Consider the following 13963-nt stretch of genomic DNA (forward strand, 5'->3'; position numbering starts at 1 on the left):
ATGCCGCCGATATGCTGCGGCCATGGGCAATGAAGCTCCGACCGAACAGGGCGTGAACGCCGGGCATCTCATCGCACGGCGGTTGCGCGCCAGCGGCATCGACACGATGTTCACGCTGTCGGGCGGACACCTGTTCCCGATCTACGACGGCTGCCGCGCCGAAGGAATCCGGCTGATCGACACCCGGCACGAGCAGACCGCGGCGTTCGCGGCCGAGGGCTGGTCGAAGGTGACCCGGGTGCCGGGCGTCGCGGCGCTGACGGCGGGGCCCGGGATCACCAACGGCATGAGCGCGATGGCCGCCGCGCAGCAGAACCAGTCGCCGTTGGTGATCCTCGGCGGGCGGGCGCCTGCGATGCGATGGGGTCAGGGCTCGCTGCAGGAGATCGACCATGTCCCGTTCGTCGCACCGCTGTGCCGTTTCGCGGCGACCGCGCAGTCGGCGGGCGCGGCAGCCGGTCTGGTCGACGATGCGCTGCGGGCGGCGGTCGGCGCCCCGTCGGGGGTGTCGTTCGTCGACTTCCCGATGGACCATGTCTTCGGCACGGCCGAGGACACCGCTGCGGCCGGCGCGCTGACGCAGGCCCCGGCGCCGGTCCCGCCCGACGGTGCCGCGCTCGACACGGCGGTGGCGGTGCTCGCCGGTGCGGCGCGGCCGGTCGTCATGGCGGGCACCAACGTGTGGTGGGGACACGGCGAAGAGGCACTGCTGCATCTCGCCGAGGCGCTGCGGATCCCGGTGCTGATGAACGGGATGGCACGCGGGGTGGTGCCCGCCGATCATCCGCTCGCCTTCTCCAGGGCGCGGTCGAAGGCGTTGCGGGAGGCCGACGTCGCGCTGGTGATCGGGGTGCCGATGGACTTCCGGCTCGGCTTCGGAGCGGTGTTCGGTGAGGACACCGCGGTGATCGTGGCCGATCGCGCTGAACCGGCGCGCCCGCACCCGCGTGCCGTGGCCGCGGCGCTCTACGGCGACCTCACCGCCACGTTGACCGCTCTGGCCGGCGCGGGCGGCGGCGAGCACGAGGCGTGGGTGGCGGATCTGCGCGAGGTCGAGACCTCGGTGCGGGCGCAGGAGCGGGCCGACCTCGACGACATGCGCACGCCGCTGCACCCCATGCGGGTGTACGCCGAGCTGGCGCCGCTGCTCGACCGCGACGCGATCGTGGTGATCGACGCGGGCGACTTCGGCTCCTACGCGGGCCGGATGATCGAGAGCTACGTGCCGGGGGCGTGGCTGGACAGCGGACCGTTCGGCTGCCTGGGCTCCGGGCCCGGGTATGCGCTCGCCGCCAAGCTGGCCCGGCCCGACCGGCAGGTGGTGCTGCTGCAGGGCGACGGTGCGTTCGGCTTCTCCGGGATGGAATGGGACACCCTGGTGCGCCACGGGGTGAACGTGGTGTCGGTGATCGGCAACAACGGCGTGTGGGCGCTCGAGAAGCATCCGATGGAGGCGCTCTACGGCTACTCGGTGGTCGCCGAACTGCGGCCGGGCACCCGCTACGACGAGGTGGTGCGGGTACTCGGTGGGCACGGGGAACTGGTGAGCGCGCCCGAACAACTGCGCCCGGCATTGGAGCGGGCGTTCTCGGCCGGCCTGCCCGCGGTGGTCAATGCGCTCACCGATCCGGCCGTCGCCTATCCCCGCCGCTCCAACCTGGGCTGAGTCCCTGCCGCGAGCGTGCGTGAAGTGCCACTGCGGGCGGCGTGTCGACGTGCGGACACGCACACTCGCGGGGGAAGCGAACGCGTACCGTGAAGACGTGCCCAAGACGACCACCCGCAGTCAAGGCCGCCTGAGCGGCAGGTTCTGGAAGCTGCTCGGCGCCACCACCGAGAAGGACCAGAGCCGGTCCCTGACCCAGGTCAAGACGTCGGCGGACTTCGACGAGAAGGCCGCAGACCTCGACGACGACCAGCTGCGCAAGGCCGCACAACTGCTCGAACTCGAGAACCTGTCCGAGTCCGCCGACATCCCGCAGTTCCTCGCCGTCGCCCGTGAGGCGGCCGAACGCGCGACCGGGCTGCGGCCCTTCGACGTCCAGCTCCTCGGTGCGCTGCGGATGCTGGCGGGCGACGTCGTCGAGATGGCCACCGGTGAGGGCAAGACGCTCTCGGGTGCGATCGCCGCGGCCGGCTACGCCATCGGCGGTCGCAACGTGCACGTCATCACCATCAACGACTACCTGGCCCGCCGTGACGCCGAGTGGATGGGCCCGCTGCTGGAGGCGCTCGGCCTGACCGTCGGCTGGATCACCGCCGATTCCACCGCCGCCGAACGGCGCGCGGCCTACGAGTGCGACGTCACCTACGCCTCGATCAACGAGGTCGGCTTCGACGTGCTGCGCGACCAGCTGGTGACCACCGTCGACGACCTCGTCTCGCCGCGCCCCGACGTCGCGCTGATCGACGAGGCCGACTCGGTGCTCGTCGACGAGGCGCTGGTGCCGCTGGTGCTCGCAGGCACCAGCCACCGCGAGACACCCCGCGTCGAGGTCATCCGCCTGGTCGGCGAGCTGATCTCCGACCGCAACGCCGAGCGGTACTTCTCCACCGACGACGACAGCCGCAACGTGCACCTCACCGACGAGGGCGCCCGCAGGCTGGAGGCCCGCCTCGGCGGCATCGACCTGTACTCCGAGGAGCACGTCGGCACCACACTCACCGAGGTGAACGTGGCGCTGCACGCGCACGTGCTGCTGCAGCGCGACGTGCACTACATCGTCCGCGACGACGCGGTGCACCTGATCAACGCGTCGCGCGGCCGCATCGCCTCGCTGCAGCGCTGGCCCGACGGCCTGCAGGCCGCAGTGGAGGCCAAGGAGGGCATCGAGACCACCGAGACCGGTGAGGTGCTCGACACCATCACGGTGCAGGCGCTGGTCAACCGCTATCCCACGGTGTGCGGGATGACCGGCACGGCGCTGGCCGCCGGTGAGCAGTTGCGCCAGTTCTACAAGCTGGGCGTCTCGCCGATCCCGCCGAACACCCCGAACGTGCGCGAGGACGAGACCGACCGGGTGTACATCACCGCGGCGGCCAAGACCGACGCGATCGTCGAGCACATCGCCGAGGTGCACGCCACGGGGCAGCCGGTGCTCGTCGGCACCCACGACGTCGCCGAGTCCGAGGAGTTGCACGAGAAGCTCGTCAAGCACGGTGTGCCCGCGGTGGTGCTGAACGCCAAGAACGACGAGGAGGAGGCCCGCGTCATCGCCGAGGCGGGCCGGCTGCGTGCGGTGACGGTGTCCACGCAGATGGCCGGTCGCGGCACCGACATCCGGCTGGGCGGCTCAGACGAAGCCGGACACGATGAGGTGGCCGAACTCGGTGGCCTGCATGTCGTCGGCACCGGTCGCCACCACACCGAGCGGCTGGACAATCAGCTCCGCGGCCGCGCAGGCCGCCAGGGCGATCCCGGCACGTCGGTGTTCTTCTCCTCCTGGGAGGACGACCTGGTGCTCTCGCACCTGGAAAAGAGCAAGCTGCCGACCGAGACCGACGACGACGGCCGCATCGTGTCGCCAAGGGCCGCCGGTCTGCTCGACCACGCCCAGCGCGTCGCCGAGGGCAGGCTGCTCGACGTGCACGCCAACACGTGGCGCTACAACCAGCTGATCGCGCAGCAGCGGGCGATCATCGTCGACCGCCGGGACACGTTGCTGCGCACCGCCGCCGCCCGCGAAGAGCTCGCCGAGCTGGCGCCGAAACGCTATGAGGATCTGCTCGAGCAACTCTCTGAGGAGCGCCTCGAGGAGATCTGCCGGCTCATCATGCTGTACCACCTGGACCGCGGCTGGTGTGAGCACCTGGCCTACCTGGCCGACATCCGGGAGAGCATCCACCTGCGCGCGCTCGGCAGGCAGAATCCGCTCGACGAGTTCCACCGGATGGCGGTGGACGCCTTCGCCTCACTGGCCGCCGACGCGATCGAGGCCGCTCAGCAGACCTTCGAGACCGCCCAGTCCATCGAGGACGAGCCGGGGGTGGACCTGTCCAAGCTGGCGCGGCCGACGTCGACGTGGACGTACATGGTGCATGACAACCCGCTGAACGACGACACGATGGCAGCGCTGAGTCTGCCGGGGGTTTTCCGCTAGGTTTAGCCCATGTCCCAGGCATCGGGGGGTGACGCGGGCAGAGGCGCAGCGAAGCCGGCGCCGCGTGACCGGGTGCTGACGATCCCCAACGCACTGTCGGCGTTGCGGTTGCTGCTCGTTCCGGTGTTCCTGTGGCTGCTGCTGGTGGTGCATGCCTACGCGTGGGCGGTCGGCGTGCTGATGTTCAGCGGTTTCTCCGACTGGGCGGACGGCAAGATCGCCCGACTGGTCGCGAACCAGTCGTCGCGGCTTGGCGAACTGCTCGATCCGCTGGTCGACCGCATCTACATGATCATCGTGCCGATCGCACTGGCGGTGGACGGCTGTGTGCCGTGGTGGGTGGTGCTGACCCTGATCGGACGCGACGTCGTGCTCGCGGCGACGCTGCCGCTGCTGCGCCCACGCGGGCTCACGGCGCTGCCGGTGACCTACCTCGGCAAGGCGGCGACATTCGCGTTGATGTCGGGCTTCCCACTCGTGCTGCTCGGGCAGTGGGATGAGTTGTGGAGCAGGGTGATCCTGGCGATCGGCTGGGCCTTCCTGATCTGGGGTCTCGCCCTGTACCTGTGGTCGGCCGTGCTCTACCTGATCCAATTCACGATGGTGCTGCGCCAGATGCCGAAGGTGCACTCCGGTGACTGACCAGCCTGCCGACCGCAGCCGCGCCCTGGGCGGGTACGACCCCGAGGCCGGCCGCAACGTGCACGAGGCCGGCCCGGACACCGCGCGGCCGACCCTGATCCCGGTGCCTTCGCTGCTGCGGTCCCTGCTGTCGGACCACCTCGACCCCGGTTATGCCGCGGCCGCCGCGCGCCGGGCCGACGCGGGGCCGCGCGGCCGACTGCCGGAGTGGACGTGGCAGGTCCTCGCGGCCACCGCCGTCGCCACGGTGTTCGCCATCGCCGCGGCGCAGGCCCAGACAGCGGCGCCGGCCGCCCGGGAGACCCAGCAGGTGCTGGCGGGCAGCGTCCGGTCGGCCCAGGCCACCGACGACGGCCTGGCGGCCGAACGCGACGCTCTCGCCGAGCAGGTGGACGCCGACCGGCGCAGCCGCCTCGAGGGCGACGAACTGGGCCGGCGGCTGCTGGGCAATCTGGACGAGGCCACCTTCGCCGCCGCCGCCACCGCCGTCACCGGTCCGGGACTGACGGTGACCATCACCGATCCCGGCGCCGGCGAGGACCTCAGCGACGTGTCGAAGCAACGCGTGGCGGGCAGCAGGCAGGTGATCCTCGACCGCGACCTGCAACTGGTCGTCAACTCGCTGTGGGTGAGCGGCGCCGAGGCGGTCTCGGTGGGTGGGGTGCGCATCGGGCCCAACGTCACGGTGCGTCAGGCCGGCGGTGGCATCCTGGTGGACAACCAGCCGATCGCCGGCCCGTACGCGATCCTGGCGGTCGGGCCGCCGAGCATGGCGGAGATCTTCGACCGCACCCCGGGGCTGCAGCGGCTGCGGCTGCTCGAGGCCGCCTACGGCGTCGGCGTCGGGGTCGGCACGGGCGAGGACCTGTCGCTGCCTGCCGGCGCGGTGCGAGATGTCCGCTTCGCCAAGCAGATCGGCCAGCAGTGAGCACACTCCGATGATCGGACACACATGATCGGGATCGCCGCACTCGTCATCGGCATCGTGCTGGGCCTGGTGTTCCGGCCGGACGTGCCGGAGTTCGTCGAGCCGTACCTGCCGATCGCCGTGGTGGCCGCGCTCGACGCGGTGTTCGGCGGGCTGCGGGCCTACCTCGAGCGGATCTTCGACGCGAAGGTGTTCGTGGTGTCGTTCGTGTTCAACGTGCTCGTCGCCGCGCTCATCGTCTACGTCGGCGACCAGCTGGGCGTCGGCACCCAGCTGTCGACGGCCATCATCGTGGTGCTCGGCATCCGCATCTTCGGCAACGCCGCCGCCTTGCGGCGCAGGCTGTTCGGCGCCTGAACATGAGCACCGAGTCCACGGACGACACGCCCGGTCGCCACGAGGAACCGGCGGAGCACCACGGCCGCCACGAGCTGCCCCGCGGAGCGGCGCCCCAGCCGATCGGCGATCTGCAGCCCGGCGGCCCGATAGGCGTGCTGCGGCGCGGGCGCAGCCAGATCGTGTTCGGCGCTCTCGCGATCCTGCTGTGCGTGGTGCTCGGTGCGGCGATCGTGACCCAGGTCCGGCAGAACGAGTCCGGCGACTCGCTGGAGACTGCGCGGCCCGCCGACCTGTTGGTACTGCTGGACTCGCTGCAGCAGCGCGAGGCGGCCCTCAACACCGAGGTGAACGATCTGCGGCGGACGCTGGAGCAACTCCAGGCATCGGGCAGCAGCGATGCGGCCGCCATCGAGAACGCCCAGGCGCGTCTCGCCGCGCTGTCGATTCTGATCGGCACGGTGGCCGCGACGGGCCCGGGCGTGGTGCTCACCATCACCGACACCACACCGGGCGTGCCCGCCGAGACACTGCTCGACGTCATCAACGAGCTGCGCAACGCCGGCGCGGAAGCCATGGAGATCCGGGGCACCCGCGACGGCCAACCGGTCCCGGTGCGGGTGGGAGTCGACACCTGGATGGTGGGCACACCCGGCGCCATCGACGTCGACGGCGCCACCCTCAATCCGCCGTATTCTGTTCTGGCCATTGGCGATCCACCGACTCTCGCCGCGGCGATGAACATTCCGGGCGGAGCGATGGACAGCGTCGAACGGGTCGGCGGCACGATGGTGGTACAACAGGCCGAGCGGGTCGACGTCACCGCCTTGCGGCAACCGAAACCCCGCCAATACGCTCAGCCGGTCAAGTGAGCCAGCCGAGCACGAGCCCTCGAGGAGCACCGTGAGCGAGATCCCGTCCGACCTGCTGTACACCGAGGAACACGAGTGGGTTCAGCGCACCGGTGACGACACCGTGCGGGTGGGCATCACCGACTACGCGCAGGCCGCGCTCGGCGACGTGGTGTTCGTGCAGCTGCCCGACGTCGGCACGGAGGTGGCCGCGGGGGAGTCCTTCGGCGAGGTGGAGTCCACCAAGTCCGTCTCCGACCTGTACGCCCCGGTCACGGCGAAAGTGGTTGCCGTCAACGGTGATCTGGAGGGCACGCCGCAGCTGGTCAACTCCGACCCGTACGGCGAGGGCTGGCTGGTCGACCTGCAGGTGCAGGCCGGACCCGACGACGGCGGCCTGGACGGCCTGCTCGACGCGGACGGCTACCGCGCCGCCGTGACCGAGTAGCAGTTGTTAGGGTCGTGCGGACAAGTTCGACCGACCTGACGCGGTGACGGCCCACGACTGGCCGATCCGGCGGTGGTGGGTACAACGAGGCGCACTGCGCGGTACGGTCGACCAAGCACGGACGACGGCCGGAGCACCGGCCGGGTGACGCCACAGCAGCCAGTAAGGAGCAGCGGGTGACGGAGAAGGACAGCAGTTCCGGAGCAGATCAGACGTCTGACGAAGTCACTGTCGAGACGACTTCGGTGTTCCGCGCCGACTTCCTCAACGAACTCGATGCACCCGCCAGCGCGAGTGCCGAAGGATCCGTCTCCGGGGTCGAGGGGCTGCCCGTCGGCTCGGCGTTGCTGGTCGTCAAGCGCGGCCCCAACGCCGGATCGCGCTTCCTGCTCGACCAGCCGACCACGTCGGCCGGCCGTCACCCCGACAGCGACATCTTCCTCGACGACGTCACGGTCAGCCGCCGCCACGCCGAGTTCCGGCTGGAGTCCGGCGAGTTCCAGGTCGTCGACGTCGGCAGCCTCAACGGCACCTACGTCAACCGTGAGCCCGTCGACTCCGCGGTGCTGGCCAACGGCGACGAGGTGCAGATCGGCAAATTCCGCCTGGTCTTCCTGACCGGCCCCAAGACCGACGACGACAGCGGCCCGGGCAGCTGACCGTGACCGCCCCCGACACCCCCGCGTTCTCCGGGATGTCGATCGGAGCGGTCCTCGATCTGCTGCGACCGGACTTCCCGGACGTGACCATCTCCAAGATCCGGTTCCTCGAGGCCGAAGGTCTGGTCACTCCGGAGCGCACCGCGTCGGGCTACCGGCGGTTCACGGCATACGACTGCGCACGGCTGCGGTTCGTGCTGACCGCCCAGCGGGACCAGTACCTGCCGCTGAAGGTGATCAAGGCTCAGCTGGACGCGCAGCCGGACGGCGAGCTCCCACAAGCCAAGTCGCCCTACGGTGTGCCGCGGCTGGTGCCGGCGGACGGTGACGTCGACGGTGCGGCGGCGTCGGGTGTGGCGAGTCCACAGGTGCGGCTCAGCCGCGAGGATCTGCTCACCCGGTCCGGTGTGCCCGAGGAGCTGTTGACCGCGCTGGTCAAGAGCGGCGTCATCACCACCGGGCCCGGCGGATTCTTCGACGAGCATTCCGTGGTGATCGCGCAGTGTGCCCGGGCGCTCGCCGACTACGGCGTCGAGCCGCGGCACCTGCGCGCGTTCCGGTCGGCGGCGGACCGCCAGTCCGACCTGATCGCGCAGATCGCGGGTCCGGTCGGCAAGGGAAGTCAGGCCGGCGCCCGTGACCGGGCCGACGATCTCGCCCGCGAGGTGGCGGCCCTGGCGATCACCTTGCACACGTCGTTGATCAAGTCGGCCGTACGCGACGTTCTGGATCGGTGAGGATTAGACTCGTCGTGACGGCTTGTTCGTCGCGTCCGGGGCCCGCGGGGCCCCGGACGTATAGCGGCACACCGGGTGCGGAGGGCAGACACTGATGGCTGAGGTACGGGTGGTCGGCATTCGCGTGGAGCAGCCTCAGAACCAGCCGGTGTTGCTGCTGCGCGAGTCCAACGGTGACCGGTACCTGCCGATCTGGATCGGCCAGTCGGAGGCCGCCGCGATCGCACTCGAGCAGCAGGGGGTCGAACCGGCCCGGCCGCTCACCCACGATCTGATCCGCGACCTGATCGCCGCGCTGGGCCATTCGCTGCGCGAGGTCCGCATCGTCGATCTGCAGGAGGGCACCTTCTACGCCGACCTGATCTTCGACCGCGACATCAAGGTGTCGGCCCGGCCGTCGGATTCGGTGGCGATCGCGTTGCGCGTCGGCGTGCCGATCTACGTCGAGGAGGCGGTGCTGGCCGAGGCCGGCCTGCTGATCCCCGACGAGAACGACGAGGAGGCCGCCGGCACCGTCCGTGAGGACGAGGTGGAGAAGTTCAAGGAATTCCTGGACAGCGTGTCGCCCGACGACTTCAAGGCCACCTGATTTCTGCCGTCGCACTGCGGATGGTCACGGATGCGTCTCAACTGGCGACTCCGGCGTCGACACGCGGCGCAGCTGCCCGGTTGCGGCGTGGCAGGCCGCCATACTTTGGGGGCGACGAGCAGTCACATGCCGTCGGAAAGCGTATGCTCGGACACATTCGAACTCGTGGCAGGTGGACTGCAGTGCAGGTCAACGCAGTTTCACCGCTGGCGGGATCGATCGGCGAGAGGATTCCATAGTGGGCGAGACGCCACGTCAGGAGCAGCTGGATCTGTCCTCCGGCGAGAAGGCGGCCGATCCGGCCGCCGCACCGGTGGGCGAGCCCGTCCAGGGGGGCCTCTTCCCCGACGACTCGGTGCCCGACGAACTCGTCGGCTACCGCGGGCCGAGCGCCTGCCAGATCGCCGGCATCACCTACCGGCAGCTGGACTACTGGGCCCGCACGTCTCTGGTGGTGCCCTCCATCCGCGGCGCCGCCGGATCCGGCAGTCAGCGGCTGTACTCGTTCAAGGACATCCTGGTCCTCAAGATCGTCAAACGCCTGCTGGACACCGGCATCTCGCTGCACAACATCCGGGTCGCCGTCGAGCATCTGCGTCAGCGCGGGGTCAGCGACCTGGCCAACATCACCCTGTTCTCCGACGGCACCACCGTCTACGAGTGCACCTCCGCCGAGGAGGTCGTCGACCTGCTGCAGGGCGGCCAGGGCGTGTTCGGCATCGCGGTGTCCGGCGCGATGCGGGAACTGACCGGGGCGATCGCCGACTTCCCCGGCGAACGGGCCGACGGCGGCGAGTCGATCGCCGCTCCCGAGGACGAGCTCGCGTCGCGGCGCAAGCATCGCGACCGCAAGATCGGCTGACGCGCCTCGCGCTAGACTGGTCGACGCATCGCCCACACGCGGGAGAGTTCCGTGGCCGCAACGCCACGGGCGCCGAAGGAGCAACACCTCTCCGTCAACCTCTCAGGCACCCAGGACCGCGAGTGACCCCGATGCCTCTGGAAAGAGGTGGAGCCGTCGAACGTGGCGGCAGTCCACCCGCCCATGGGGAAAGGCGTCCGCGCCGAATCTCTCAGGCACCGACGACAGAGGGAGAGGAACCCGAGCGGTACGCAGCGGATTCCGCCCTCACGCGTCAGGAGCACTGACCAGTGGTCGACACCCACCCAACCCGTTTCGCCGACCGGCACATCGGCCCGGATGCCGATGCCATCGCCACGATGCTCGACACCATCGGTGTGGCGTCCCTCGAGGAGCTCGCCGAGAAGGCGCTGCCCGTGCGCATCCTGGACGCGCTGTCCGCCGACGGTGTCGCGCCCGGGCTGGAGCAGCTGCCGCCGCCCGCCTCCGAGCACGATGCCCTCGCTGAACTACGCGCACTAGCCGACTCCAACACCGTCGCCGTGTCGATGATCGGGCAGGGCTATTTCGACACGCTGACACCGCCGGTGCTGCGCCGCAACGTCCTCGAGAACCCGGCGTGGTACACGGCGTACACCCCCTACCAGCCGGAGATCAGCCAGGGCCGGCTGGAGGCCCTGCTCAACTTCCAGACCATGGTCTGCGACCTGACCGGCCTCGAAGTGTCCAACGCGTCGATGCTCGACGAGGGCACGGCCGCCGCCGAGGCGATGACGCTGATGCAGCGGGCGGGCCGGAGCAAGTCGCACCGGCTGGCCGTCGACGTCGACGTCTATCCGCAGACCGCGGCGGTGCTCGCCACCAGGGCCGCCCCGCTGGGAATCGAGATCGTCACCGCCGATCTGCGCTCGGGCCTGCCCGACGGCGACTTCTTCGGCGTCGTCGCGCAACTGCCCGGTGCGAGCGGCGCGGTGGTGGACTGGTCGGCGCTGGTCACCGAGGCGCACGACCGCGGGGCACTGGTGGCGTTCGGCGCGGACCTGCTCGCGCTGACGCTGATCACGCCGCCCGGCGAGTTCGGCGCCGACGTGGCGTTCGGCACCACCCAGCGGTTCGGGGTGCCGATGGGCTTCGGCGGGCCGCACGCCGGTTACCTCGCGGTGCACACCAAGCACGCCAGGCAGCTTCCCGGCCGGCTGGTCGGGGTGTCGGTGGACGCGGACGGGTCGCCGGCCTACCGGCTGGCGCTGCAGACCCGCGAACAGCACATCCGTCGCGACAAGGCCACCAGCAACATCTGCACCGCGCAGGTGCTGCTGGCGGTGATGGCCGCGATGTATGCGAGCTACCACGGCGCGGAGGGGCTGACCTCCATCGCGCGACGGGTGCACGGACACGCCCGCGCCGTCGCCACCGGACTGGCCGACGCCGGGGTGGACGTGGTGCACGACGCGTTCTTCGACACCGTGCTGGCCCGCGTGCCGGGTCGTGGTGCGCAGGTCCGCGACGAGGCCAAGGCGCGCGGTGTCAACATCTGGCAGGTCGACGCCGACCACGTCTCGATCTCCTGCGACGAGGCCACCACCGCCGACCACGTCGCGACGGTGCTGGCGGCCTTCGGTGCCGACCGTGGCGGCGCGCCGTTCACCGGACCCGAGATCGCCACGCGCACATCGGAGTTCATGACCCACCCGGCATTCTCGCGGTACCGCACCGAAACGGAGATGATGCGGTATCTGCGGTCGCTCGCCGACAAGGACATCGCCCTGGACCGCAGCATGATCCCGCTCGGTTCGTGCACCATGAAGCTCAACGCGGCCGCGGAGATGGAACCCATCACCTGGGCGGAGTTCTCCCGTCAGCATCCGTTCGGCCCCGCCTCGGACACCCCCGGCCTGCGCAGGCTGATCGCCGACCTGCAGGAGTGGCTCACCGGTATCACCGGATACGACGAGATCTCGCTGCAGCCCAATGCCGGCTCGCAGGGCGAGTACGCCGGACTGCTCGCGATCCAGGCCTACCACCTGAGCCGCGGCGAGGCCGAACGCAACATCTGCCTGATCCCGTCGAGTGCGCACGGCACGAACGCCGCGTCGGCGGCGCTGGCGGGGATGAAGGTCGCCGTGGTGGCCTGCCGCCCCAACGGTGACGTCGACCTCGACGACCTGCGGGCCAAGGTGGCCGAGCACGCCGAACGCCTTGCGGCGCTGATGATCACCTATCCGTCCACCCACGGCGTGTACGAGCACGACGTCGCCGACATCTGTGCGGCCGTGCACGACGCGGGCGGCCAGGTGTACGTCGACGGCGCCAACCTCAACGCGCTGGTGGGCCTGGCGCGTCCGGGCCGGTTCGGTGGCGACGTCAGCCACCTGAACCTGCACAAGACGTTCTGCATCCCGCACGGCGGCGGCGGCCCCGGCGTCGGTCCGGTGGCGGTGCGCTCGCATCTGGCGCCCTACCTGCCCGGCCACCCGCTCGCCGACGAACTCGGCGACGACTACACCGTGTCGGCCGCGCCTTACGGGTCGGCGTCGATCCTGCCGATCACGTGGGCCTACATCCGGATGATGGGAGCGGCGGGCCTGCGAGCGGCGTCGCTGACGGCCATCGCCTCGGCCAATTACATCGCCCGCCGGCTCGACGAGTACTACCCGGTGCTCTACACCGGCGAGAACGGCATGGTCGCCCACGAGTGCATCCTGGATCTGCGGCCCATCACCAAGCAGACCGGCGTCACCGTCGACGACGTCGCGAAACGGTTGGCGGACTACGGCTTCCACGCTCCGACGATGAGCTTCCCGGTGGCGGGCACCCTGATGGTGGAGCCCACCGAGAGCGAGAGTCTGGCCGAGGTGGACGCCTTCATCGCGGCGATGATCGCCATCCGCGCCGAGATCGACCGCGTCGGGTCGGGGGAGTGGTCCGTCGAGGACAACCCGCTGCGCGGCGCGCCGCACACCGCGGAGTGCCTGCTGGTGGCCGACTGGGACCATCCGTACACCCGCGAGGAGGCGGCCTACCCGCTCGGCAAGGGCCACCGGCCGAAGGTGTGGCCGCCGGTGCGCCGCATCGACGGCGCATACGGTGACCGCAACCTGGTGTGCTCGTGCCCTCCGGTGGAGGCGTTCGCCTGAGTCAGGGCCACATCGACGGGAAGTGCACCACCTGGCCGACCTCGATGTGGTCGGGATCGGTGATGAGATTCGCCGCGGCGGTCAGTTTCACGGCGGTCAGCGTGCGGTCCTCGCTGTAGTCGCCGTACTCGTCGGTGGCCAGCCGCCAGAGCGTGTCACCGCGGACCACGGTGCGGCGCCGGTTCATCCGTGGCCGGGTGAGCAGGGTGCCCGGCGGGTGGACGGGTCCGTCCAGCCGGTTCGCGATGGCGATGATCGTCCAGAAGGACGGCACGCCGTACCAGCCGTCCGCGAGGGTCTCCAGGGTTTCGCCCTCGACCATCGTGTGATGGCCTACGTCGGCGAGGTCGGGCACCACCAGCCACTCGCCGACCTCCAGCGGACGCTGCGCGGCGCCGCTGGCGATCTCGTACACGCCGGTCATCGCGACGTCGTGGTAGAAGCGCCGCGCGAGATCGGCCTTCCTGTCACCGGCGCGGACCTGGTAGCGGTACGTGACGTAGGGAATCGACAACTCCTGGCCGACGACGATGTCGTCGGGGTCGGCCAGGTCGTTGGCCACCGCGATCACGCTGTGCCGGCGGCCGTCACCGTAGAACTGTTCGGCGATGCCCCACAGGGTGTCGCCTGCCTTGACGGAATGTTTGTCACTCATGCGTTCAGCGTCGGCGTGC

Annotated in this window: 13 protein-coding genes and 1 riboswitch; of the genes, 12 read left to right on the top strand and 1 reads right to left on the bottom strand. The window is 70.2% G+C overall.

All coding sequences use genetic code 11. From position 1 onward, the window contains the following. The first annotated feature begins 22 nt into the window (after positions 1 to 22). From AB0K11_RS25150 to gcvP, 12 genes are all read left to right on the top strand, one after another. The gene (locus AB0K11_RS25150; protein ID WP_364983593.1) at positions 23 to 1666 is read left to right on the top strand and encodes an acetolactate synthase; all 1644 of its coding nucleotides are present in this window, start codon (positions 23 to 25) and stop codon (positions 1664 to 1666) included. Between the two features lie 97 nt (positions 1667 to 1763). Further along, positions 1764 to 4100, top strand: coding sequence for an accessory Sec system translocase SecA2 (secA2, locus tag AB0K11_RS25155; RefSeq protein WP_364983596.1), 2337 nt, complete (start codon positions 1764 to 1766; stop codon positions 4098 to 4100). Positions 4101 to 4109: 9 nt separating this feature from the next. After that, the gene (locus tag AB0K11_RS25160) at positions 4110 to 4742 is read left to right on the top strand and encodes a CDP-alcohol phosphatidyltransferase family protein (RefSeq protein WP_364983599.1); all 633 of its coding nucleotides are present in this window, start codon (positions 4110 to 4112) and stop codon (positions 4740 to 4742) included. Then, positions 4735 to 5670, top strand: a complete 936-nt coding sequence (locus AB0K11_RS25165; RefSeq protein ID WP_364983602.1) for a DUF881 domain-containing protein — start codon at positions 4735 to 4737, stop codon at positions 5668 to 5670. The genes AB0K11_RS25160 and AB0K11_RS25165 overlap by 8 nt, the downstream gene beginning before the upstream one ends. Positions 5671 to 5694: 24 nt before the next feature. Next, positions 5695 to 6027 carry a DUF1290 domain-containing protein gene (locus AB0K11_RS25170; RefSeq protein WP_364983605.1) on the top strand — a complete coding sequence of 111 codons (333 nt, stop codon included), beginning with the start codon at positions 5695 to 5697 and terminating at the stop codon, positions 6025 to 6027. A 2-nt stretch (positions 6028 to 6029) separates the two neighbouring features. After that, positions 6030 to 6878 carry a DUF881 domain-containing protein gene (locus AB0K11_RS25175; RefSeq protein WP_364983608.1) on the top strand — a complete coding sequence of 283 codons (849 nt, stop codon included), beginning with the start codon at positions 6030 to 6032 and terminating at the stop codon, positions 6876 to 6878. 31 nt (positions 6879 to 6909) lie between these two features. Further along, positions 6910 to 7305 (top strand): glycine cleavage system protein GcvH, encoded by a 396-nt coding sequence (gcvH, locus tag AB0K11_RS25180; protein WP_364983611.1) that lies wholly within the window; start codon positions 6910 to 6912, stop codon positions 7303 to 7305. Between the two features lie 176 nt (positions 7306 to 7481). Next, entirely contained in the window at positions 7482 to 7964 is a 483-nt protein-coding gene (gene garA / locus AB0K11_RS25185; RefSeq protein ID WP_264010837.1) for a glycogen accumulation regulator GarA, read from the top strand. 2 nt (positions 7965 to 7966) lie between these two features. Beyond that, a complete protein-coding gene (locus tag AB0K11_RS25190; RefSeq protein ID WP_364983616.1) occupies positions 7967 to 8701 on the top strand; it encodes a MerR family transcriptional regulator in 735 nt (244 codons plus the stop codon). A 94-nt stretch (positions 8702 to 8795) separates the two neighbouring features. Next, the gene (locus tag AB0K11_RS25195) at positions 8796 to 9290 is read left to right on the top strand and encodes a bifunctional nuclease family protein (RefSeq protein WP_364983619.1); all 495 of its coding nucleotides are present in this window, start codon (positions 8796 to 8798) and stop codon (positions 9288 to 9290) included. Between the two features lie 238 nt (positions 9291 to 9528). Beyond that, positions 9529 to 10152: a MerR family transcriptional regulator gene (locus AB0K11_RS25200; RefSeq protein ID WP_364983622.1), complete on the top strand. Its 624-nt coding sequence runs from the start codon at positions 9529 to 9531 to the stop codon at positions 10150 to 10152. Positions 10153 to 10181: 29 nt separating this feature from the next. Then, a riboswitch (glycine riboswitch) is annotated at positions 10182 to 10281 on the top strand. A gap of 161 nt (positions 10282 to 10442) precedes the next feature. After that, positions 10443 to 13289, top strand: a complete 2847-nt coding sequence (gcvP, locus tag AB0K11_RS25205; protein WP_364983625.1) for an aminomethyl-transferring glycine dehydrogenase — start codon at positions 10443 to 10445, stop codon at positions 13287 to 13289. 1 nt (position 13290) lies between these two features. Here the strand turns inward: gcvP and AB0K11_RS25210 are convergent, their stop codons facing one another. Continuing rightward, positions 13291 to 13944, bottom strand: a complete 654-nt coding sequence (locus AB0K11_RS25210) for a LysM peptidoglycan-binding domain-containing protein (RefSeq protein ID WP_364983628.1) — start codon at positions 13942 to 13944, stop codon at positions 13291 to 13293. Positions 13945 to 13963 lie beyond the last annotated feature (19 nt).

It is taken from the genome of Mycobacterium sp. NPDC050551, assembly GCF_040674075.1.
Classification (GTDB): domain Bacteria; phylum Actinomycetota; class Actinomycetes; order Mycobacteriales; family Mycobacteriaceae; genus Mycobacterium.